Origin of the sequence: Brachybacterium nesterenkovii (genome assembly GCF_900163655.1) — a bacterium.
Lineage (GTDB): Bacteria > Actinomycetota > Actinomycetes > Actinomycetales > Dermabacteraceae > Brachybacterium > Brachybacterium nesterenkovii.
In genome coordinates this window covers 1-22,618 of sequence record NZ_FWFG01000059.1, presented here as the reverse complement: position 1 = coordinate 22,618, position 22,618 = coordinate 1, and the positions used below count along the sequence as shown (strand labels likewise).

The window sequence follows — 22,618 nt, the reverse complement described above, 5'->3', positions numbered from 1 at the left end:
TCCGCACCCCTCTGGAAAGGCCCCGCATCCCGTGCAGGTGATCCCCTCCCCCGTCGACGGCATCGACCTCGCCTACGACCTGACGCGGCCAGCGACAGGGGCCGCCTCTGATGCGAGGCCCGTCGTCCTCCTGCACGGCTCGGTCCTCACCCGCGCGATCTGGCGCGGGCTCGGCTACCTGGCGCCGCTCGCCGCCGAGCGCCCGGTCGTGCGCATCGACGTGCGCGGGCACGGCCGCTCGGGGCGTCCGCACGAGGCGGCGGCGTATACGCAGGAGGTGCTCGTCGCGGACCTGCTCGCGGTCCTCGACCATGCCGGGATCGAGCGCGCGCACCTGCTGGGCTACTCGCTCGGCGCCCGGATCGCGGTCACCGCAGCGGTGACGGTGCCCGAGCGGGTCGACCGCCTGGTGTCCCTCGGCGGCTCCGCGGCCGCGCAGTCCGGAGCGCTCGAGACCGTGTTCTTCCCCGGCGTGCTCGATGCCCTGCGCGCCGGCGGGATGGAGGCGTTCTGCGCCGGGCAGGGCCTGGGACCGGAGACGACGGACCGGCGGCGCGCCGCGACCCGCCAGGCCTTCCTCGCGGCCGATCCCCTCGCGATGGCGGCGCTCTTCGAGGCCACCGATGCGACGCCCGGGATCGACGATGCGCGCCTGGTCGCCTGCGAGGCGCCCGCACTGTGGATGGCCGGGACCCGCGATCAGCCGCGCTGTGATGAGTCCCGCCACGCCGCCGCCGTCATGCCGCGGGGGCGTTTCGTCCCGCTGCCCGGACGCACGCACGGCGGGACGCTCTCACCCGCAGGGCCGGTCCTCGACGAGGTGCTCCCGCTCCTGCGGGAGGGGTGACGACTGCTCTCAGCGGTCGGCGCCGTCCCATACCACACGCCCGTCGGCACCGAGGCGCGCGCCCTCGCTCGGCTCCGCAGGCTGCAGCCTCCCATCATGCATCAGGTGCATGCCCTCGGCTCCGGCCTCCAGCATGGCGACATCGGCGATGATCCGTCGGTGGCAGCGCCACCACACCGATTCCGAGCACAGGATCGCGGTGCGGGAGTCGCCCATGGCGGTCAGGAGGTCGTCGAACCCGGCGCGGAACTCCGGCGTCCGGGTATGGGCGGCGTAGGCGCGGAAGGCGGCGACCCGCCACCAGGTGTCCGGCGAGGCCGCATCCTGGTCCTTCGTCAGGTGTCGTCTGCCACCCAGCCGCTCGTCCCAGCGGTAGGCGACACCGGCCTCGGCGCACAGCTCGGGGACAGCACCCTTCGCCGCGGCGTCGTTCGTGCGGGACCCGGGGAAGCGGCGCACATCGATGAGGTACTCGATGCCTGCACCGGTGAGCAGCGCCGCGAGGTCCTCGCGGTCCAGTCTGCCGTGACCGACGGTGATCAGCGCGGGCACGTCACAGCACCTGCCGGACGAGGGCGACGAGCGCGACCACCACGATCACGCCGCGCATCGCGGACTCGGGGAGGCGCTTGGCCAGATGCGAGCCGCCGTAGCCGCCCGCGAGCGCGCCGACGGCGATCGCGGCCGCCGCCTCCCACACGATCGGCGCGCCCCAGATCCAGTGCGCGGCGAGGTAGACCGCCACCGCGGTCGCGTTGACGAGCAGGCTCAGCAGGTTCTTCATCGCGTTGATGCTGGTCATGGCGCGCCCGGTGAACGCGCCCAGCACGCCCAGGTACAGGATCCCCTGGGCCGCGGTGAAGTAGCCGCCATACATCGAGGCGACGCCCATCGAGGCGAGCAGCGCCGGCGAGGTGTACACGCCGCCTCGCGCGCCCTCGGCACCGCCCTCCCGCGCGCCCTCGGCACCGCCCGGCGCACCCTCCGCGACACCCGCCCGCGCGCTCCGGCGCTCGCGCAGCGCGGCGATCGCACGGGTGATGCGCTTCTGGGAGACGACGAGCACGAGCGCGAGGACGATGAGCACCGGCACGACGACGTCGAGGGCCTCGCTCGGCGAGACCAGCAGGAGGCAGGAGCCGAGCGCCGAGCAGACGAGCGTGGTCGCGAGCAGCGGGCCGATCCGATGGGCGGCTCTCTCGGCGGCGATCTCCCGGCGGTACCCGGCGACGGAGCCGACGGTCGAGAAGAGGATGCCGAGGGTGTTGGTGCGCACCGCGGTGCCGGGGGCGACGCCGAGCGCCAGCAGCACCGGCAGCGTCAGCAGCGAGCCGGAGCCGACGGCGGCGTTGATCATGCCGGCCAGCGTGCCCATGAGCAGCAGGACGGCGAGCGCGCCGAGGCTCATCCGCTGCGGCGACCGGTCATCGTGCGGCCTCCTCGAGCGCGGCGACGAGGATCGGCACGTGGCTGCTCTCGAGGTCGCGCACGGCCGTGACCAGGGTGATCGTGGTGGCGTCAGCGGCCTGCTCGAGCAGGTCCCCGGCGGCCCCGGAGTCCTCGAGCTCGGCGCGATAGCGGCGCGCGAACTCGTCGTGGTCGATCTCGCCGTGGTGGTAGGCCTGCCGCAGCTCGGTGCTGGGCGTCGCCGCCTTCGGCCATCCGGTCAGGGCCAGTCGGTCCTTGCGGATGCCGCGCGGCCAGAGGCGGTCGATGAGGAAGCGGGCGTCGCCCCCGCCCGGTCCTCCGTCATCGAGGAGGTCCCGGGCACGGGCGACGTCGATGCTCGGGGCGGCGCGTCCTGTCACCGCAGAGCGGCGAGCGCCGCGTCGTAGTCGGGCTCCTCACCGGTCTCGGGCACCTGCTGGGCGTGGAGGACGGTCCCGTCGGCGTCGAGGACGACGACCGCGCGCGACAGCAGGCCCTCGAGGGGGCCGTCGGCCATGGTCACGCCGTAGTCCTCGCCGAAGCTCGAGCGGAACGCCGAGCCCATGACGACGTTCTCGATGCCCTCGGCGCCGCAGAACCGAGCCTGGGCGAACGGCAGGTCCTTCGAGACGCACACGACGGTCGTGTCGTCGAGAGTGCTCGCGAGCTCGTTGAAGCGGCGCACGCTCATCGCGCAGACGCCGGTGTCGACGCTCGGGAAGATGTTCAGGACGACGCGACGGCCGGCGAGGTCGGCCGAGGAGACGGCGCCGAGGTCACCGCCGACGAGCTCGAAGGCGGGGGCGGAGGTGCCGGCGGCGGGGAGATCGCCGACGGTGCGGACGGGGGAACCCTGGAAGGTGATGTCAGCCATGGGGCCATCCTGTCGCGTCCGCCGCCGGGCGCACAACCGGAGCTCAGAGCGTCGCGCGCAGGCGCTCCGTCTGCTCGGCGACATCGAAGTCCGCGGCCGGCCACTGGGGATCGATCTCCCGCAGCGCCGCGAGCAGGCGGTCCTGCACGGCCAGGCGCGCGTACCACTTGGCGTCGGCGGGGACGACGATCCACGGCGCGTGCTCCGTCGACGTCGCCGTGAGCGCACGGGAGTACGCCTCCATGTAGTCGTCCCACTTCGCGCGCTCGTCGATGTCGCCCGGGTTGAACTTCCAGTGCTTGTCCTCGCGCTCGAGGCGCTCGAGCAGCCGCTCCCCCTGCTCCTGGCGCGAGATGTGGAGCATGATCTTGACGATCCGCGTCCCGCGCTCGACGAGTCCGCGCTCAAAGTCGTCGATCGCCCGGTACCGGCGCTCGATCTCGGCCTCGTCGGCCCAGCCGTGGACGCGGTGGATGAGGACGTCCTCGTAGTGGGAGCGGTCGAAGACGGCGATCATGCCCGGCGCGGGCGCATGGGGCTCGATGCGCCAGAGGACGTCGTGCTTCTTCTCCTCGTCCGTGGGGGCCTTGAAGGCGGTGATATCCACGCCCTGGGGGTCGACGGCGCCGACCACGTGGCGCATGATCCCGCCCTTGCCCGAGGTGTCCATGCCCTGCACGACGAGCAGCACCGCGGGGCCGTCCTCGGTGCCGTGGGCGGCGGCGAACAGGCGCTCCTGCACCTCGGAGAGCTTCTCGGCCCCCTCGGCGAGCGCCTTCTCCCCCTCCTCCTTGTCCTGGTCGACGCCGGGCGTGGAGCCCGGATCGATCGCGGTCACGTCGACCGTGCTTCCCGGGGCGATGCGCACACCGAGGGCGCCGTCCTCGCCGCCATGCTTCTCGGCCTGATCCTTCGCCGAGCGGCGCGCGGTCGTGGTGTCGTCCTTCGTCGAGCGGTTCATGCGGACACCGTAGTCGGACACCCCGACGAACGAGGGGATCGCCCGTTTCGCCCGCTCTGCGAGGTCGGGCCGACCAGGGGGTAGGAATCGCCGACCACGCGGTCGCGAATCCGCATTCCCACAGGTCAGAACCGCCGTCACCCCCGAATCCCCACGTCCCCTGGATGCTCTCTGGGCACGTTCCCGGTGACCGCCGTTACCTTCGATCCGCAGTCCTCGCCAGCGGCACCGGCGGCCCCGGGATCCCTCCCGATGAGCCCGCCGGAACCCCGCCGCCAGCGGGATACGAACCGCCAACGAAAGGAATCCCCCATGGCTTTCAGCGGCAGCATCCAGGACCTCCAGCGCGCCGAGGTCGTCGACTCCACCGGCACCAAGGTCGGCAAGGTCGGCCAGGTCTACCTCACCAACGACAGCCAGGAGCCGTCGTGGGTCACGGTCAACACCGGCCTCTTCGGCACCAAGGAGACCTTCATCCCGCTCGCCGAGGCGACGTTCTCCGGCGTCGTCATCACCGTCCCCTACGAGAAGTCCTTCATCAAGGACGCCCCCCACGTCGACGAGGACGGCGAGATCTCCGCCCAGCAGGAGGAGGAGCTCTACCGCTACTACGGCGTCGCCGATGACCGCGGCACCGCCGCCACCGGCCGCGGCACCGACCGCGACGGCCTGGGCGACCGCGACCGCGACGCCGCCCCCGCCGGCACCGCGGGCACGGACGTCGGCACCGACCGCGACCGCGATCTGGACCGCGACCGCGCCGGGAAGGACGCCGACGGCGTGACCCTCCACGAGGAGAAGGTCGTGGTCGGCACCGAGCGCCAGCAGACCGGCAAGGCCCGCCTGCGCAAGTACGTCGTGACCGACATCGAGCAGGTCGAGGTCCCCGTGCAGCGCGAGGAGGTCGTCCTCGAGCGCGAGCCCGCGACCGGCCGCGACGCCGGCCGCGTGGGCGAGGAGGAGGTCGAGGTGACCCTCAGCGAGGAGCGCCCCGTCATCAACAAGGAGACCGTCGCCACGGAGAACGTGAGCCTGGGCAAGCGCACCGTCGAGGACACCGAGACGGTCCGCACCGAGGTCGCCCACGAGGAGGTCGACGTCGACGGCGTGCAGAACGCCCGCACCGACGCCGATCGCGACGGCCGCGACCGCATCTGAGCCGCAGCCTGCACGCGATGGCGATCCATCGCACCGGTCCCGTGAGGGGCTGACCCGGAGGGCCCCGACCGCCATGGTCGGGGCCCTCCCTGCGTCCCGTCCACCCTGCCGATGGTCCTCGACCTCCTCCCCGGCACGGTACTAGGTTGGGAGAGGACAGCGCGGAACACCCCGCGCACGGCACACCCCCTGAGGAGAATCGTGTCCGACGCCAGCACCGAGAGCACCATCCAGAGCACCGTCCCCGAGAGCACCGCCCCGACGCCCGCCGTCCCGGCCTGGCCCGACGGCGCCGCGCACCCGCTCACCGACACCGAGCTCGAGCGTCTCCACCGCTGGTGGCGGGCCGCGAACTACCTCTCCGTCGGGCAGATCTACCTCAAGGACAACCCGCTGCTGCGCCGCCCCCTCACCCGCGAGGACGTCAAGCCGCGTCTGCTGGGCCACTGGGGCACCACCCCCGGCCTCACCTTCCTGTACGCGCACGCCAACCGGGCGATCGCCCAGCGCGGGCTGAACGCCATGTTCGTCACGGGCCCCGGCCACGGCGGGCCCGGCCTGGTGGCCGCGAGCTACCTCGAGGGCACCTACTCGGACATCTACCCGAACGTGTCCCGCGACGAGCGCGGTCTCAAGCGCCTGTTCACGCAGTTCTCCTTCCCCGGCGGCATCCCCTCGCACGTCGCGCCCGAGACCCCGGGGTCGATCCATGAGGGCGGCGAGCTCGGCTACGCGCTCTCCCATGCCTACGGCGCGATGTTCGACAATCCGGACCAGATCGCCTTCACGGTGGTCGGCGACGGCGAGGCCGAGACCGGCCCGCTCGCCACCTCCTGGCACTCCAACAAGTTCATCAACGCCCGCACCGACGGCGTGGTCCTGCCGATCCTGCATCTGAACGGCTACAAGATCGCCAACCCGACCGTCCTGGCCCGCATCGGCGACGACGAGCTGGGCGCCCTCATGCGCGGCTACGGCCACGATCCCCTGTTCTTCACCGGCGGCTTCGACGGCGAGGACCCGGCGGCGGTGCACCGCCGCTTCGCCGAGCTCCTCGACACCGCCCTGGACCGCATCGCCGCCATCAAGCGGGACGCCGCCGCTGCCGCCGAGCGCGGCGAGGAGTTCGAGCGCCCGGCCTGGCCGATGATCGTCTTCCGCACCCCCAAGGGCTGGACCGGGCCCGCGTCGATCGACGGCAAGCAGACCGAGGGGTCCTGGCGCTCGCACCAGGTGCCGCTGGCCAACGCCCGCGACACCGACGAGCACCTCGCTGACCTCGACCGCTGGCTGCGCTCCTACCGGCCCGAGGAGCTGTTCGACGAGGCCGGCGCCCCCGCGCCGGACCTCGCCGAGGCCGCGCCCGAGGGGACGCTGCGGATGTCCGCGAACCCGATCACCAACGGCGGGGTCGTCCTGCGGTCCCTGCGCCTGCCGGACTTCCGCGACTTCGCGGTCGACGTCCCCGAGCCCGGCGCGACCATCTCGGAGCCCACGCGCGTGCTCGGCGAATGGCTGCGCGGCGTCGTCGAGAACAACCCGGAGAACTTCCGCATCTTCGGGCCCGACGAGACGGCGTCCAACCGCCTGCAGGCCGTGTACGACGTGACGGCCAAGCAGTGGAACGCGGACTTCGAGGAGCACGACCGCTCCGAGAACCTGGCGCGGGCCGGCCGCGTCGTGGAGATGCTGTCCGAGCACCAGTGCGAGGGCTGGCTCGAGGGCTACCTGCTCACCGGGCGCCACGGGATGATGAACTCCTACGAGGCGTTCATCCACATCATCGACTCGATGGTCAACCAGCACGCGAAGTGGCTCAAGGTCACCAACGAGATCGAGTGGCGGCGCCCGATCGCCTCGCTGAACTACCTGCTGAGCTCGCACGTGTGGCGCCAGGACCACAACGGCTTCAGCCACCAGGACCCCGGCTTCATCGATCACATGGTCAACAAGAAGGCCGAGATCGTCCGGGTCTACCTGCCGCCGGACGCCAACACGCTGCTGTCGACGTACGACCACGTGCTGCGCTCGCGCCAGTACGTGAACGTGGTGGTCGCCGGCAAGCAGCCCAACCCGAACTGGCTGTCCATGGAGGAGGCCGTCACGCACTGCACGCGCGGGCTGGGCATCTGGGACTGGGCCGGCACCGAGGTCGAGGGCGAGGACCCGGACGTGGTGCTCGCCTGCGCGGGCGACATCCCGACGATCGAGACCCTCGCGGCGGCGCAGATCCTCCGCGAGGAGATCCCCTCGCTCAAGGTGCGCGTGGTCAACGTCGTGGACCTAATGCGCCTGCAGGACGAGACGGAGCACCCCCACGGCCTCTCGGAGCGCGCCTTCGACGGGATCTTCGGCTCCGACATCCCGGTGGTGTTCGCCTACCACGGCTACCCGTGGCTGATCCACCGCCTGGCCTACCGCCACGACCGCCATTCCCGCATACACGTGCGCGGCTACAAGGAGGAGGGCACCACCACCACGCCCTTCGACATGCTCATGCGCAACGACACCGACCGCTTCCACCTGGTGATGGACGTGATCGACCAGGTCGACTCCCTCGGCTCGCGCTGGGCCCCGCTGCGCCAGCGGATGGAGGACGAGCGGATCCGCGCCCGCGCCTACGCCTACGAGCACGGCGAGGACCTCCCGGAGATCGCCTCCTGGCAGTGGGGCGACGGCGGGGATGAGCCCGACCAGCGGTCCGCGACGCTCGCGACCGGCGGGGACAACGAGGGCTGAGCCCCTCCCCCTGCCGCAGCGGAGGGCCGGCACCTGCCTGGACGGTCGGGCGCCGGCCCTCCTGCGGTGCGGGCGCCGCGGACTGTCGAGGAGGCGGCGGCGCCCGGTCGAGAGATGACCCGGCGGCGCCCGGTCGAGAGGTGACCCGGCGGCGCCCGGTCGAGAGATGGCGCTATAGCGGGGGCTGCGACGATATCGTCGCAGCCCCCGCTATTGCGCCAGTGCTCGACGTCAAGCGCTCGATGTGGCCCGCGGAGGAACGGGCGAGGACGTGCTCGGTCCGTCAGCGCGGGGCAGGCGCGGGCGCGGCGTGCTCGCGGTCAGGGCGCAGGACCCAGCTGAGCGCGACCCCCACGCCCAAGACGATCAGCACCACCGAGGCGATCGCGTTCCAGCGCACGCCCGCCGCATCGAGGATGCCGCCGCCGAGGAACGCGCCGCCGCCGATGGCGATGTTGAACATCGCGGCATTCACGGCGGTCCCGGCCTCCTCGAAGCGCCCCGCATGGCGCGTCACGAAGGACTGGATCGACACCGAGACCGCCCCGGCGAACAGACCCCAGACGGCCATGACGGCGACGGCGGGCCCTTCGCCCCGCGCGAGCAGGAGCAGCAGCACGAGCGAGACGGCCATGCCGGCGGCCACCAGGCCGACGGCCGCGCCCGGCGAGCGGCGCACCACCGGGGAGATCGCGAAGTTCCCGATCAGCCCGGCGATCCCGAACACGAGCAGCAGCATCGGGATCACGTCGACCCCGATCCCGGCCACGTCCTGCAGGAGCGGGCTGACGTAGCCGTACGTCACGAACTGGCCGGTGACGATGAGCGCGGTGAGCGCGGCCGCCGTGAGCACCGGGCGGGTGCGGGCGGCGCGTCCGAGATCCCGCAGCGCCATCGTCTGCTCCGTCCGCACCGGGCGCACGAGCACCAGCTGGATCAGGGCGACGACCGCCGAGACGGCCGCGACCACGCCGAAGGCCTCTCGCCACCCCAGATGCGTGCCGATCCACGAGGCGAGCGGGACGCCGAGCACGAGGGCGGCGCCCGTACCCGCGAACGCGACGGTGAGCGCGCGACCGGCATGCTCACGAGCGAGCTGGCGGATCGCGACGATGGGCAGCGTGGCCCAGTACAGGCCGATCGCGAAGCCGGTGAGCACGCGGGACCCGAGCAGGGTCACCACGCCCGTGCTCAGCGCGGTCGCCGCGCTCGAGATGACCACGCATCCGAGGGCGATCACGAGCACGAGGCGCCGGTCGAGGCGGCGGGCGAACAGCGGCGCGAGGAGCGCGACGACGGCGGCGATGATCCCCGGAAGGGTAATGGACATGCCGGCGAGACCGCGGCTGATCCCGAGGTCGTCGGCCATGAGGGTGAGGACGCCGATGGGCAGCTCCTCGATGGTGATGAGCATGAAGATGCCCAGGGCCAGCGCGACGATGGAGAGCCACGGGCGCAGACCGGAGGGCGGGAGCGCGCTCGAGCCCGGCCCGGCCGCGAAGGGACCGGTGGCCGAGCGGGTGTCGAGGAGCTCTTCCGTCACGGTGAACGAGCCTAGCCGCGACTCTTCGCGCAGGTCACGGCCCCGTGGGAGGAGTCACCGCACCGCTCCCGCGCGCGGGGGCCAGCCGCTACGATCACAGGACCGCCGAGGCCGGGGCCTGGTGCTCCGCGCCCGTCGACCACCACCGCTCACGGGGAGGCGAGATGGCACCGCATCCGAAGCAGCCCGACGCCGCCGCATCTGCGCACGAGGCCGCATCGGTGCACGAGCCCGCATCGGTGCACGAGACCGCATCGGCGCACGAGGATGCGGCCGCGGCGCGCGCACGCCGGATCGTGCGCGTCGAGGGCCGCGTCCAGGGCGTCGGCTTCCGGATCTCCACGCTCATGCAGGCCGAGCGCCTGGGCATCGTCGGCACCGTCCGGAACCTGACCGACGGGTCGGTCGAGGCCGACGTCGAGGGCTCGCCGGAGCCCCTCGCGCAGATGGTCGCGTGGCTCCGAGAGGGGCCGCCGAGCGCCCGAGTGGACAGCGCCGATGCGCGGGAGGCGGCGCCGCGCGGAGCCACGGCGTTCCGCATCATTTGAGAATCCCCGGCGCTGCGTCCCGCGCGGAGGCAGCCCCGCACGGAGGAAGTCCCGCGCGGAGGTATGACGGACGCGGCGGTATGACGGACGCGGGTCGTCCGTGTCACGTCCCGGGGCGCTCTCGGGCACCACGCCGTACCCTGAACCCGCAGCCCCGGCTCCGCGAGCCCGTCTCCCTCGGACCGCCTGCGCTCCCCACTCCACGGCCTCGCGCCCCGGACCGAAGGACTCCCCCATGGCAGGTGGACTCGCCGCCCTTCTCGACGACATCGCCGCGCTCGCCAAGCTCGCCGCGGCCTCCACCGACGACGTCGCCGCGGCCTCGGCGCGCGCGAGCGTGAAGGCCGCCGGCGTCGTGGTCGACGATGCCGCCGTGACCCCGCAGTACGTCCAGGGCATCGACCCGAAGCGGGAGCTGCCGATCATCTGGCGCATCACGCTGGGCTCGCTGCGCAACAAGCTGCTGATCATCCTCCCGGTCGCGCTGCTGCTGAGCGAGGTCGCGCCCTGGCTGCTCACCCCGATCCTCATGCTCGGCGGCACGTACCTGTGCTTCGAGGGCGCGGAGAAGATCCTCGAGCTGGTCACCGGGCACACAGAGGAGAAGGCGGCCGCCGAGCAGGGGCCCGAGGCGGAGAAGCGGATCATCTCGGGCGCGGTCCGCACGGATCTGATCCTCTCGGCGGAGATCATGGTGATCTCGCTGAACGAGGTCATGCAGGAGACGATCTGGCACCGCCTGGCGATCCTGGTGGTCGTCGGCATCGCCATGACGGTCATCGTCTACGGGGCCGTGGGCCTGCTGGTGAAGATGGACGACGTCGGCCTGTCGCTGACGCGCCGCAGCAGCGGCGGCTCGCAGGCGCTCGGCCGCGGGCTCGTCAAGGCCATGCCGATCGTCCTGGCGATCATCTCCTATGTCGGGATGATCGCGATGCTGTGGGTCGGCGGGCACATCATCCTCAAGGGCCTCGACGAGTTCGGCGCCCACTACCCCTACGCGTGGGTCCATCACCTCGAGGAGTGGGCGCACACGCTGCCCGTCGCCCCCGGCGCGATCTCGTGGCTCCTGGGCACCCTGTGCTCGGCCGTGTTCGGCCTGATCTGGGGTGCCGTGATCGTCGCGATCCTGCACGTGCTGCCGTTCGGGAAGCAGGACGGCCACGCCGACGCGGAGGGCGCGGCATCTGACGGCGCCGCGGCGGAGGGCGCGGCACCGGAGGGCGCTGCGGCGAAGGGCGCGCACCGCGCCTGACCCCCGGGCGCTCCGCACCCGGCATGGAGCATCCGGCGTTCCCCCGCTCGACGCCCCGCATGCCGCATGCGGACGGCGGGCCCCCGACGCGATCGCGTCGACGCCCCGCCGTCCGCGTGCCCGGGATCAGCCGCGCGAGGCGACCGCGGTGAGGGCCTCGTCGATCGGGGCTCCCCCGCCGTTGAACTCGATGACGGCGCCGCCGAGGTCGTCGCGCTCGATCACCGCGGCGATCACGCGCGCCACATCGGCGCGAGCCACGTCTCCGGCGCTGTCGGCGGCCACATCGATGCGCCCGCTCGGCTCGTCCAGCGTGAGGCGGCTGGGTCGCAGGATGGTCACGGCCGGACCGTCGGCCTCGAGCAGGTGGGCGTCGGCCTCGCTCTTGGCCTGCGCGTACGGGTAGAAGTCGTCGTCCTCCGGGACCCCGTGGTCCGGGCCGGCGCCGAAGTAGCTGACCATGAGGAAGCGCCCGACGCCCGCCCGCGCGGCGGCGTCGTAGGCCGCGATGGCGGCGTCGCGGTCGACGGCCCAGGTGCGCTGCGGGTCTCCGCCGCCGGCTCCGGCCGACCAGACGACGACGTCGTGGCCGCGCACGAGGCGCTCCCAGCCGTCGGGGCCCAGATGCTCGATGTCCTCGACGACGGCGCGGGCGCCGGTCGCCTCGACCTCTGCGGCATGCTCGGGGTTGCGGATCACGGCGTCGACCGTGTGCCCGGCCTCGGTGAGCAGCGGCTCGGCGAGCAGCGCGATCTTCCCGTGTCCTCCGATGAGTGCGATATCCATGCCTCCACGCTCCCACTCGGGCGCGGCCGCGTCGAGGCCCGTCCGCCCGGAGCGGACAGACCGTGCGATCGCAGCGCGGGCAGGCCCGCGCAAGCAGGAGGCACGAACGGCGGGCGCCCCGCCGAGGGAGCGCCCGCCGTGCAGGGGCGGGGAGGTCAGGCCTGCGGCGTGACCGGAGGCTCGGCCGACCAGGGGAAGACGATCCACTCGTCGGTGCGGCGCCACACGAAGTCGGGGTCCACGACGGAGGCCGACTTGGCGTACAGGACGGCGCTGCGGGCCTCGGCGCCCATGCCGCGCAGCAGCTCGAGCACGAGGGCGAGCGTGCGCCCGGAGTCGGCGACGTCGTCGACGACCAGCAGGCGCTTGCCGACGATCGACTCGGCGTCCAGCATCGGCGCGAGCAGGACCGGGTCCGGCAGGGTCTCGCGCACGTCGGTGTAGAACTCGACGTTGATCGCGTCGGCGAGCTTGAGGCCGAGCGCGTAGGAGAGCGAGCCGGCGGGCAGGAGGCCGCCGCGGGCCACCGCGATCACGATCTCGGGCTCGTAGCCGCTGTCGGCGATCTGCTGCGCGAGCTCGCGCGAGGCCGAGCCGAAGAGCTCCCACGTCAGGACCTCCTTGGTCTGCAGATCGCTCGAGTCGGCGTGGTAGGCCTGGTTCATGCGGGTGCTCCTGGGTGCGCGCGGCGTCGTGGGACCCGGCCGATGCTACTCGGCCTTCGGATCATCGCCCTCGTCGAGGTCCGCGTCATCGGCCTCGACGACCGGCAGCTGTCCCGTGTACGTGCCGGTCGCGTAGTCGTACTCGACGACGTTGCCGTCCTCGTCGCGCCGCACGTACCAGTCGGTGACCTCCTCGGCGGTCGAGTCGAACTCGGCCCCGGTGGCGTACTCGGCCGTGGACTCCGTCGTCGGCTCGACGGCCAGCACGAAGTCGTCGCCGTGCTCCTGCACGCCCTGGCGCACCGCGTTTGCGACGGCCACCTGCTCGTACCGGCTGCGGATGATCAGCGGATCGGTGCGCATCTCGCGGACGAGCGCGACGCACATCGCGATGATGATCAGCGCGAACGGCAGGGCCGTGACGGTGATGAGATTCTGCAGGCCCTGCAGGGCGTTCTGCCCGCCCGCCAGCAGGATCACCACGGCGATGCCTGCCATGCACAGCGCCCAGAACGCGGTGACGAGGCGGTTGGGCGAGGGGTTGCCCTTCTGCGAGAGCTGCGAGTTGACCAGCGAGGCGGAGTCCGCGGTGGTGATGAAGAAGATCGCGAGCATGACCATCACGACCGGCACGATGATCTCGTAGCCCGGGAAGTGCTCCATCATCCGGAAGAAGATCTCAGGGGCCGGCGGCATGGAGTCGACGGTGCCGTCGGGGGCGATCGCCCCATCCGGGTTCGCGATCCCCGTCGTGCTCCCCTGGGCGTCGAGCTGCGAGGCCTGGCGCTGCAGCCAGATCGAGGTGCCGCCCATGATCGCGAAGGCGAGGACGATGATCGTCGACGGGATGGTGAGGACACCGACGACGAACTGGCGCACGGTGCGGCCGCGGGAGATCTTCGCGGTGAAGACACCGACGAAGGGGGCCCACGAGACCCACCAGGCCCAGTAGAAGGTGGTCCAGGACGACAGGAAGGCCTGCATGTCCTCGCCCTGGCCCATGTTGGCCGAGAGCATCTCGGGCATCGAGCCGACGTACTCCATGATCACGCCGGGGATCACGTTGGCAAGGAACGCGGTCGGGCCCACGACGAAGACGAACACCGCCAGGCCGATCGCGAGCGCCATGTTGATGTTCGACAGCCAGCGGATCCCCTTGGCGACGCCGGAGACGGCCGAGAGGATGGTGCCGATCGTGAGGATGCCGATGATCACGAGCGCGACGGTGTTGGCCTCCGCGCTCCAGCCGGTCACCAGCTGGAAGCCGCGGCCGATCTGGAGGGCCCCGATGCCGAGCGAGGCGGCGGTGCCGAACAGGGTCGCGATGATGGCCAGGGCGTCGATGATGCGGTGGCCGGGATCCGAGCTCTTGCCGCCGAGCAGCGGCTGCAGCACGGAGCTCATGAGCGGGACCCGGCCGCGGCGGTAGGAGACGTAGGCGACGGCGAGGCCGACGATCGCGTAGATCGCCCACGCGTTGACTCCCCAGTGCAGGGTGGCCTGCGCCATCGCGCCGGTGACGGCCTGCAGGCTGCCGGCCTCGTAGGAGCCGGGGCGCGGCGAGAGGTAGTAGGTGAGCGGCTCGAAGGGGCCGAAGAAGATGATGCCGATGCCGATGCCGGCGCCGAACAGCATCGCCGTCCAGGAGGCGGTGGAGTACTCGGGCTCCTCGCCGTCCAGGCCCAGCGGGATGCGGCCGTAGCGGGTGAAGGCGAGCACCAGCAGGAAGATCACCATCCCGATGGAGATGATCGAGAAGATCCAGCCGAGGTTGGTCATCACCCAGGTGAGCGCGGCGGTCGAGGCGTCGAAGACGCCCAGCGGCGAGACGACGCCCCAGGTCACGAACGCGATGATCAGGAGACCGACGGTCACGAGGATCGGCTTGTCGATGCCGTAGCGGATCCTCTGGTCCTCGATGGAGACACCGGGGACCAGGGCGGGGTGGATGTCGTGCGGGTAGGTGATCTCCCGCAGGAAGTGCTCGGCGCGGTCGCGGGCTCCCCGGAACGGCGCCGCGTCGCGGCCGGCGTCCTCCCCGCTGTCCTCGCCACCGGGGGCGGCGGCGCCCACCGGGCTCCTCTCCGGAGCGTCGGCACGGCGGTCGTGGACGGGGCGGTCGCGGTCTGCGGGCGGCTGGGGCATGTCTCTCCCGGGGCATAGGTGCGCGGCGTTCGAGGTCAGGCCCGGACACTGTAGCGGATGTGGTGCATGACACAGCAGTGATCCACCTGCAACAATATTGTTCTTCCTGGTTTTTCCTTTCTTTCTGTGGCCTTGCGGCGCTAGTCTCGTCTCAGCAGCACCGGCACCACCCCTTCGACGACGCAGGCGGACCCCATGTACGCGCAGCAGCGGCACCGACAGATCCTGGACGCGCTCGACGCCTCCGGGCGCGTGGGCGTGGCCGAGCTCGCGGAGTCCTTCGGCGTGACCACGGAGACCGTCCGCCGGGACCTCGACCGCCTGGCCGAGCAGTCCCTGCTGGTGCGCGTCCACGGCGGCGCGATCGCGCGCCGCACCGCCGTCATCGAGCCGGACCTCGCGACCCGCAGCTCCACCAATGTCGAGACCAAGCGCCGCATCGCCGCCGCCGCACGGGCGCTGCTGCCCGTGGACCCGGAGGCCTCCGTGCTCATCGACGCGGGCTCGACGACCGCCGCCCTGGTCCCCCACCTGAGCGGGCGCCGCGGCGTGCTCGTCACGCACGGCCTGGAGATCGCCCGGGCGGCCATGGCCCTGCCCGCGAGCGCGGATCGGCCCGATGTGCATCTGCTGCCCGGCCGGCTGCGGGCCGGGACCGGCGCGGCCGTCGGGGCGACCACCGTCGACGCGATCCGGACGCTGCGCCCCGCCATCGCGTTCCTCGGCTGCAACGGCATAGACGCCGAGGGCTTCACCACCCCCGACCCCTCCGAGGGCGCCGTGAAGGCCGCCATCGCCCAGCGCGCGGACCTGCGCGTGATCCTCGCCGACTCCGCGAAGGCCGGCGCTCACCATCTCGTCACGTTCGCGACCGCCGCGGACATCGACGCCGTCGTCTCCGACGCCGCCCTGCCCGACTCCATCGTCCGCCCCCTCATCGACTCCGGGATCGAGGTCATCCGCGCATGATCATCACGCTGACAGCCAACCCCTCTCTCGACCGCACGGTCCGTCTGGGCACGCCGCTCGTGCCCGGCGGCGTGCACCGCATCGTCGAGGACACGACCCAGGTGGGAGGCAAGGGCATCAACGTCGCCCTCGGCACCGCCCGGGCCGGCGTCCCCTCGCTCGCGATCGCCCCGGCCGCCGCCGCCGACCGCTTCACGGTGCTCCTGCAGGAGGCGGGCGTCGACTTCCTGACGACGCCGGTCGCCGGAGCGGTGCGCACGAACATCACGGTGCTCTCGCCCCCGGACGAGACCACGAAGATCAACGAGCCCGGCACGGAGCTGTCGGCCGAGGAGATCGCGGCGCTCGAGACCGCGCTGCTCGAGCACGCCGGCGAGGGCGACCACGTGATGCTCTCGGGGTCCCTCGCCCCCGGCTTCCCCGGCGACGAGTACGCGCGCCTGGTCCGGGCGCTGCGCGAGCGCGGCGCCTGGGTGGGGGTCGACACGTCCGACGCCCCGCTCACCGCGCTGGCGGCCGCGTTCCCGGCCGCGGCGCCGGATCTGCTCAAGCCCAACGCCGAGGAGCTGGGCCAGCTCACCGGGCTCGACGGCGCGGCGCTCGAGGAGGCGGCCGGTCGAGGCGAGCTCGCTCCGATCGCCGATGCCGCCCGTGCCCTCCTCGACCAGGGCCTCGGCTCCGCGCTGGTGACGCTCGGCGGCGCCGGCGCCCTCCTCGCCTCGGCCGAGGGGAGCTGGTTCGCCCCGGCCCCCGCTCCCGAGCGCGTGATCTCGACCGTCGGCGCCGGGGACTCCGCGACCGCCGGGTACCTGATCGGCCTGGCCCGCGGCGAGGACGCCCCGTCCCGCCTCGCCCGGGCCGTCGCCTACGGCAGCGCGGCGGTCGCCCTCCCGGGCACGACGATCCCGCGCCCCGATCAGGCGCATGCCGATCCGAGCACCGTCCGCCCGCTCTGACCTGTCCGCCGCACCACCCGTCCCATCCCATCCCATCCGCCACGACCCCGCCGGGGCGCAGATGCCCCGGCCCGCCACGACCCGCTCCCCCGGGAGCACGCACGACGAAGGAGACATCCCATGTCCGAGCCCCTCATAACGCCGCAGCTCGTGCGGCTCGACGTCCCATCCCCCGGCGACAAGCACGCCGTGATCGCGGCGATGGCCGATCTCATCGCCTCCTCGGGCCGCGCCGAGCGCGACGGCCTCGAGGCGGGCCTCCTCAAGCGCGAGGAGTCCTTCGCGACCGGCATGCCCGGCGGCTTCGCGATCCCCCACTGCCGCACCGAGGCGGTCCGCGAGGCGGCGCTCGGCCTGATCCGCCTGTCCGAGCCGGTCGATTTCGGCTCCTCCGACGGCCCGGCCGACCTGGTGATCGGCATCGCGGCCCCGGCGGGCACCGATGACCAGCACCTGAAGCTGCTGGCCCAGCTCTCGCGGGCGCTGATCCGCCCGCAGTTCCTCGCGGACCTGCGCGCGGCCCGGACGCCGGAGCAGGCATCGGATCTGATCATGGGAATCATCGAGCCGGAGGCGGGAAGCACTGCGCCGGAGGCGGGAAACACTGCGCCGGAGGCGGGAGGCGCGGCAGAAGGTGCGGCGGGAAGCGCTGCGCCCCAGGCGGCGCAGCCCGCCGAGGACGGCGCCGGTGCCGGAGCGCCCGTTGCGGCGGCCTCCGGTGCGACGGCCACCGCCGCCGCGTCCGCCGCGGGCGCCTCCGCCGACGCCCCGGTCCTGCTCGCGATCACCTCGTGCCCCACGGGCATCGCCCACACGTACATGGCGGCCGAGTCCCTCGAGAACGCCGCCGCGGACAAGGGCGTCGAGCTGCACGTCGAGACCCAGGGCTCGGGCGGGATCAACCCGTTCACGAGCGAGCAGATCGCTGACGCCTCGGCGCTCATCATCGCCGCGGACGTCAACATCTCCGGCCGTGATCGCTTCGCGGGCATGCCGCTCGTCGAGGTCCCGGTCAAGCGCGCCATCTCCCACGGCCCGCAGCTGATCGACGAGGCCGTCGCCGCCGCGAAGGATCCTGCCGCCCGCCGCGTGACCGGCGCCGCCGCGTCCGCATCGGCCTCCTCCTCGAGCGGTGAGGCGCAGACGACGAGCTGGCCGCGCCGCATCCAGGCGGCCGTGATGACCGGCGTCTCCTACATGATCCCGTTCGTCGCCGCGGGCGGCCTGCTCATGGCGCTCGGCTTCCTGCTCGGCGGGTACGACATGGCGTTCGTCTTCGATAAGGTCTCCGTGGAGAACTCGCTGACGAACCTGCCCGGGCACGTGGCCTACGAGGGTCCGAACGGGGCGGCCACCACGCAGGCCTCGGGTCTGCTGCTCTACCTGGGCTCGGTCCTGTTCGCCCTCGGCAAGGCGGGCATGGAGTTCCTGGTCCCGGCGCTCGCGGGCTACATCGCCTTCGGCCTCGCCGGCCGCCCGGGCATCGCCCCCGGCTTCATCGGCGGCTTCGTGTCCGTGACCATCGGCGCCGGCTTCCTCGGCGGTCTCATCTCGGGCATCCTCGCGGGCGTCATCGCCCTGTGGCTCACCGGCTTCAAGCCGCCGCGCTGGCTCGCGGGCCTCATGCCCGTCGTCATCATCCCGCTGGTCACCTCGCTGGTCGTCGGCGGCCTGATGTTCCTCGCCCTCGGCAAGCCGCTGGCGGCTCTCATGGGCGGTCTGCAGTCGTCCCTGGAGGGCATGAGCGGCTCCTCGGCGATCCTCCTCGGCGCGATCCTGGGCCTGATGATGTGCTTCGACCTCGGCGGGCCCGTCAACAAGGCGGCGTACCTGTTCGCGACCGCGGGCCTGTCCCAGGGCACCGACGCCTCGTTCCAGGTCATGGCCGCGGTGATGGCCTCGGGCATGGTGCCGCCGCTGGCGATGGCGCTGTCCACCGCGGTGCGCAAGAAGCTGTACACCCCGGCCGAGCGCGAGAACGGCACCACGGCGTGGCTGCTGGGCGCGGCGTTCATCTCCGAGGGCGCGATCCCGTTCGCCGCGGCCGATCCGCTGCGTGTGATCCCCTCGATGATGGTCGGCGGCGCCGTCACCGGCGCCCTGTGCGAGGCCCTCGCGGTCGGCTCGCAGGCGCCCCACGGCGGCTTCTTCGTGTTCTTCGCGATCAACCCCTTCTGGGGCTATGTGCTCGCGATCGTGATCGGCACGCTGATCTCGGCTGCGCTCGTCACCGTCCTCAAGGAGATGACGGGGGCGAAGAAGGCCGCGGAGGTCGTCGCCGCCTGACGCCCTCCCCTTCCCCGTCGACGGGCGCTCCGCTGCTGCGGGGCGCCCGTCGTCGTCCTGCCCGTCGTCCTCTCGCCGCTCCTGCGGCGCGGCGGCCTCGCAGGATCCGTCGCCTAGGCTCGTCGGACGACACGCCCACCCCGCCCGTTCATCGCCCGCCGGGCCCCGTGCAGGAAGGAGCCCGCGTGGACGCCCCGGACCTCGGTCGCATGGCTCCGTACGGCGCCGCCCACCTGGCGGCGCTCGCCGTGATCGCCGCCGCCGTGGCTCTCGCCGTCATCGCGGGACGCCGCATGCGCGGGACGCCGCGGGAGGCGGCGCTGACCCGGGGGCTCGGCTGGTCGATGCTCGCCCTGACCGTCGCCTGGACCGCGTGGGGCTTCCTCCCGCAGACGTGGGACGTGGAGCAGTCGCTCCCCTTCCACTTCTCCGACGCGCTGCGGGTCATCACCGCCGTCGCCCTCATCACCCGCAGCGGATGGGCCGTCGCCCTCTCCTACTTCTGGGGGCTGACCCTCAACACCTAGGCGATCCTCACCCCCGACCTCGTGTACCTGACGCATCCGGGCCTCGAGTACGCCGCGTACTGGGTGCTGCACGCAATCGCCCTCATCGCGCCCGTGCTGCTGGTCTGGGGCCTCGGCTACCGCCCCACCTGGCGGGGGTACGCGGTCTCGTTCGCGGCGACGCTCCTGTGGGCGCTCGTGGCGATGACCGCGAACGCGCTGACGGGGGCCAACTACGCCTACGTGAGCCGCGCCCCCGAGGGGCCGTCGATCCTCGACCTCCTCGGCGGATGGCCGCTCTACCTGCTGTGGGAGGCGGTGCTGATCGCGCTCGTGTGGGCTCTCATGACCTGGCCGCACACGGCCCTCGCCCGACGCCGCGGCGAGGACGCCCTCGGGGCGGGCGGCCTGGTGACGCGGGCGGCCTGGTGACGCGGGCGTCCCTCAGGCCCGGGCGCCGGCCCGGCCGCTGAGCTTCGCGAACGCCGTGAGCGCGATCGCCCCGGCCATGAGCACGTACAGCACGATCGCGATCGGGCTCGAGACGAGCGCGGAGACGTCCCCGTCGGCGCTCTGGATCGCGTCGCGCATGTTCGTCTCCGCGAGCGGGCCCAGCACCATGCCGATGATGAGCGGCGCGAGCGGGTAGTCGAAGGTGCGCATGAGGAACGCGACCACGCCGATGACCAGCAGGATCAGCAGATCCGCGATGGAGGACCCCGAGGCGTAGATGCCGAGGGCGCTGAAGACGGTGATCCCGGCGTACAGGTAGGGCTCGGGGATCAGCAGCAGCTTGGCCCACAGCATCGCGAAGGGCATGTTGATGATGAGCAGCACGATCATCGCGATGAAGAAGCTCGCCAGCAGCGCCCACACCAGCTCGGGCTTCTTCTCGAACAGCAGCGGTCCGGAGGGCAGGCCGAACTGCGTGAACGCCGACAGGATGATCGCGGAGGTCGCGGAGATCGGCAGGCCGAGCGCGAGCAGCGCGTCCATCGACATGCCGGTGGTCGCGTTGCCCGCGGCCTCCGGGGCTGCGAGCCCGCGGATCGCGCCCTTGCCGAAGCGGGGCTCGGCGCGGCGGGCATCCAGCCGCTTCTCCGCGCCGTAGGCGAGGAAGGTGGGGATCTCGGAGCCGCCGGCGGGGATCACGCCGAAGGGGAGGCCGATCGCGGTGCCGCGCAACCATGCGGGCAGGGCCTCGCGGAACTCAGCACCGGACAGCCACGGGCGCCCGGCGGGCCGCAGCAGCTCGCTCTCGCCCTCGGCGTGGCGGGCGATGCAGGCCACGTAGATGACCTCGCCGAGCGAGAGCATTCCCACCGTCACGGTCACGAGCGAGAAGCCGTCGAACAGCAGCGGGGAGCCCATGGTGAAGCGGGGGGCGCCGGAGACGCCGTCGATGCCGACCACGGCGATCGCCAGTCCCAGCGCGAGGGACAGCAGGCCCTTGACGGCGCTGTCGGTGACGACGGAGCTGGTGGCGACGAACGCGAACAGCGCCAGGGCGAAGAACTCGGCGGGGCCGAAGCTCGCGGAGACCTCGGCGAGCCAGGGCGCGAGGAAGACGACGAGCACCGAGGAGACCATGCCGGCTCTTCACAGATGAGGGTGTAGCGGTCGATGGCGGTGTGGGCGCGTCGGTCCGGGGATAGACGTCGAGGTCTCCCGAAGATGGAAGTTCCTACGCTCGCCATCTGGAAGACCTCGACGTGCCCAACGCTACCTTCACCGCGCCCGATCTCGATACCTTCTGCCAGCTCGATCGGCTGGGCCTGACCGCGACCAAACAGTCGATCGGCGCCGACCGCTCGATCCTCGAATGCCGCGTGCTCGACCCGGACAACTGGTGCCACCAATGCGGTCAGCAGGGCGTCTCCCGAGGAACCGTCGTCCGTCGCCTCGCCCACGTCCCGATGGGCTGGAGGCCCACGATGTTGCAGGTCAGAGTGCGCCGCTACCGGTGCCCGGACTGTCGCAGCGTGTGGCGGCAGGACACCTCGGCCGCCGCCGAACCTCGCGCGGTCCTTTCCCGGCATGCAGCGCTGTGGGCGCTCAAGGGCGTAGTCATCGATCGCTTGTCCGTCGCAAGGATCGCCGCCGGGCTCGCGGTCGCCTGGAACACCGCCAACGACGCGATTCTGGCCACCGGCCAGGAACTGTTGATCAACGATCCCACCCGGTTCGACGGGGTCCGTGTGATCGGCGTGGACGAGCACGTGTGGTCCCATACCCGCCGGGGCAGCAAATACGTCACCGTCATCATCGACCTGACCCCGATCCGCGACGGCACCGGCTCCTCCAGACTTCTGGACATGGTCCCGGGGCGCTCGAAGAAGGTGTTCAAGGCCTGGCTCGATGGCCAGACCGCCGAGTTCCGCGACGGAGTCGAGGTCGTCGCAATGGACGGGTTCTCCGGTTTCAAGACCGCGACCGCCGAGGAGCTGCCCGAGGCGACAGCGGTGATGGATCCCTTCCACGTCGTTGCCCTGGCCGGCGAGAAGGTCGATCAGTGCCGCCAACGCGTCCAGCAGGCCACCCTCGGCCATCGTGGCCGGTCCGGGGACCCGCTCTACGGGATCCGCCGCGTGCTGCACACCGGCGCTGACCTGCTCACCGACAAGCAGATCACCCGCCTGAAGGCCGTGTTCGCCAGTGATGAGCACGTCGAGGTCGAGGCGACCTGGGGCGTCTACCAGCGGATCGTCGCCGCCTACCGCCATCCCGACCGCGCTGCCGGGAAGCGAGAACTGCAGGCAGTGATCGACGACCTCACCGACGGGGTGCCCAAGCAGCTCAAAGAACTCATCACCCTCGGCCGGACACTGAAACGCCGAGCCCTCGATGTGCTGGCCTACTTCGACCACCCCGGCACCAGCAACGGCCCGACCGAGGCGATCTGTGAGTCTGGATCTGGCTGGTCTGGGACTGGCCGGTCAGGATGGATGTCGG

The 22,618-nt window shown here is 72.1% G+C and carries 18 protein-coding genes and 2 pseudogenes; 10 read left to right on the top strand and 10 right to left on the bottom strand.

The window, feature by feature from the left end:
- Positions 1-37 precede the first annotated feature (37 nt).
- Positions 38-847, top strand: coding sequence for an alpha/beta fold hydrolase (locus FM110_RS06580; RefSeq protein WP_234991973.1), 810 nt, complete (start codon positions 38-40; stop codon positions 845-847).
- A 9-nt stretch (positions 848-856) separates the two neighbouring features.
- Here the strand turns inward: FM110_RS06580 and FM110_RS06575 are convergent, their stop codons facing one another.
- Genes FM110_RS06575 through FM110_RS06555 form a run of 5 tightly spaced genes read right to left on the bottom strand, consistent with a single transcriptional unit; the run spans position 857 to position 4,110 of the window.
- Positions 857-1,399, bottom strand: a complete 543-nt coding sequence (locus FM110_RS06575; RefSeq protein ID WP_200810187.1) for a DUF488 domain-containing protein — start codon at positions 1,397-1,399, stop codon at positions 857-859.
- 1 nt (position 1,400) lies between these two features.
- Positions 1,401-2,255 (bottom strand): sulfite exporter TauE/SafE family protein, encoded by an 855-nt coding sequence (locus FM110_RS06570; protein ID WP_087103787.1) that lies wholly within the window; start codon positions 2,253-2,255, stop codon positions 1,401-1,403.
- A 16-nt stretch (positions 2,256-2,271) separates the two neighbouring features.
- Complete coding sequence (locus tag FM110_RS06565) at positions 2,272-2,655, bottom strand: DUF488 domain-containing protein (protein ID WP_087103785.1); 384 nt, start codon at positions 2,653-2,655, stop codon at positions 2,272-2,274.
- Positions 2,652-3,149: a thiol peroxidase gene (gene tpx / locus FM110_RS06560; protein ID WP_087103783.1), complete on the bottom strand. Its 498-nt coding sequence runs from the start codon at positions 3,147-3,149 to the stop codon at positions 2,652-2,654. Before tpx ends, FM110_RS06565 begins: the two co-directional genes overlap by 4 nt.
- A gap of 43 nt (positions 3,150-3,192) precedes the next feature.
- The gene (locus tag FM110_RS06555) at positions 3,193-4,110 is read right to left on the bottom strand and encodes a PPK2 family polyphosphate kinase (RefSeq protein WP_087103818.1); all 918 of its coding nucleotides are present in this window, start codon (positions 4,108-4,110) and stop codon (positions 3,193-3,195) included.
- Between the two features lie 312 nt (positions 4,111-4,422).
- Between FM110_RS06555 and FM110_RS06550 the strand changes: the two genes are divergently transcribed.
- Positions 4,423-5,268 (top strand): DUF2382 domain-containing protein, encoded by an 846-nt coding sequence (locus tag FM110_RS06550; protein ID WP_087103781.1) that lies wholly within the window; start codon positions 4,423-4,425, stop codon positions 5,266-5,268.
- Positions 5,269-5,496: 228 nt separating this feature from the next.
- Positions 5,497-8,007 (top strand): phosphoketolase family protein, encoded by a 2,511-nt coding sequence (locus tag FM110_RS06545; RefSeq protein ID WP_087103816.1) that lies wholly within the window; start codon positions 5,497-5,499, stop codon positions 8,005-8,007.
- Positions 8,008-8,290: 283 nt separating this feature from the next.
- Here FM110_RS06545 and FM110_RS06540 read toward each other — a convergent pair whose 3' ends face one another.
- Positions 8,291-9,550 carry an MFS transporter gene (locus FM110_RS06540; RefSeq protein WP_087103779.1) on the bottom strand — a complete coding sequence of 420 codons (1,260 nt, stop codon included), beginning with the start codon at positions 9,548-9,550 and terminating at the stop codon, positions 8,291-8,293.
- A gap of 164 nt (positions 9,551-9,714) precedes the next feature.
- Here FM110_RS06540 and FM110_RS14525 point away from each other — a divergent pair, with 164 nt between their 5' ends.
- Positions 9,715-10,098, top strand: coding sequence for an acylphosphatase (locus FM110_RS14525; RefSeq protein WP_087103777.1), 384 nt, complete (start codon positions 9,715-9,717; stop codon positions 10,096-10,098).
- Between the two features lie 235 nt (positions 10,099-10,333).
- Positions 10,334-11,353 carry a DUF808 domain-containing protein gene (locus FM110_RS06530; protein ID WP_087103775.1) on the top strand — a complete coding sequence of 340 codons (1,020 nt, stop codon included), beginning with the start codon at positions 10,334-10,336 and terminating at the stop codon, positions 11,351-11,353.
- A gap of 126 nt (positions 11,354-11,479) precedes the next feature.
- Here the strand turns inward: FM110_RS06530 and FM110_RS06525 are convergent, their stop codons facing one another.
- The 3 genes from FM110_RS06525 to FM110_RS06515 all read right to left on the bottom strand — a co-directional run bounded on the left by FM110_RS06525 (position 11,480) and on the right by FM110_RS06515 (position 14,949).
- The gene (locus FM110_RS06525) at positions 11,480-12,139 is read right to left on the bottom strand and encodes an NAD(P)H-binding protein (RefSeq protein WP_087103773.1); all 660 of its coding nucleotides are present in this window, start codon (positions 12,137-12,139) and stop codon (positions 11,480-11,482) included.
- A 155-nt stretch (positions 12,140-12,294) separates the two neighbouring features.
- Positions 12,295-12,804: a phosphoribosyltransferase gene (locus FM110_RS06520; protein WP_087103771.1), complete on the bottom strand. Its 510-nt coding sequence runs from the start codon at positions 12,802-12,804 to the stop codon at positions 12,295-12,297.
- 45 nt (positions 12,805-12,849) lie between these two features.
- On the bottom strand, positions 12,850-14,949 hold the full coding sequence (locus tag FM110_RS06515) for a BCCT family transporter (RefSeq protein WP_087103769.1): 2,100 nt from the start codon (positions 14,947-14,949) through the stop codon (positions 12,850-12,852).
- Positions 14,950-15,144: 195 nt separating this feature from the next.
- Between FM110_RS06515 and FM110_RS06510 the strand changes: the two genes are divergently transcribed.
- The 4 genes and pseudogenes from FM110_RS06510 (at position 15,145) to FM110_RS14975 (ending at position 20,098) form a co-directional block, all read left to right on the top strand.
- A complete protein-coding gene (locus tag FM110_RS06510; RefSeq protein WP_087103767.1) occupies positions 15,145-15,918 on the top strand; it encodes a DeoR/GlpR family DNA-binding transcription regulator in 774 nt (257 codons plus the stop codon).
- Positions 15,915-16,874, top strand: coding sequence for a 1-phosphofructokinase family hexose kinase (locus tag FM110_RS06505; RefSeq protein ID WP_087103765.1), 960 nt, complete (start codon positions 15,915-15,917; stop codon positions 16,872-16,874). Before FM110_RS06510 ends, FM110_RS06505 begins: the two co-directional genes overlap by 4 nt.
- Positions 16,875-16,994: 120 nt before the next feature.
- On the top strand, positions 16,995-19,160 hold the full coding sequence (locus tag FM110_RS06500; RefSeq protein WP_087103763.1) for a PTS fructose transporter subunit IIABC: 2,166 nt from the start codon (positions 16,995-16,997) through the stop codon (positions 19,158-19,160).
- A 209-nt stretch (positions 19,161-19,369) separates the two neighbouring features.
- A pseudogene (locus FM110_RS14975) lies at positions 19,370-20,098 on the top strand (YwaF family protein).
- A 12-nt stretch (positions 20,099-20,110) separates the two neighbouring features.
- Here the strand turns inward: FM110_RS14975 and FM110_RS06485 are convergent.
- Positions 20,111-21,259 (bottom strand): annotated as a pseudogene (locus FM110_RS06485) (tripartite tricarboxylate transporter permease); the annotation flags it as partial.
- A 119-nt stretch (positions 21,260-21,378) separates the two neighbouring features.
- Here FM110_RS06485 and FM110_RS06480 point away from each other — a divergent pair.
- The coding region (locus FM110_RS06480; protein WP_143276295.1) for an ISL3 family transposase at positions 21,379-22,618 on the top strand (1,240 nt) is incomplete at its 3' end.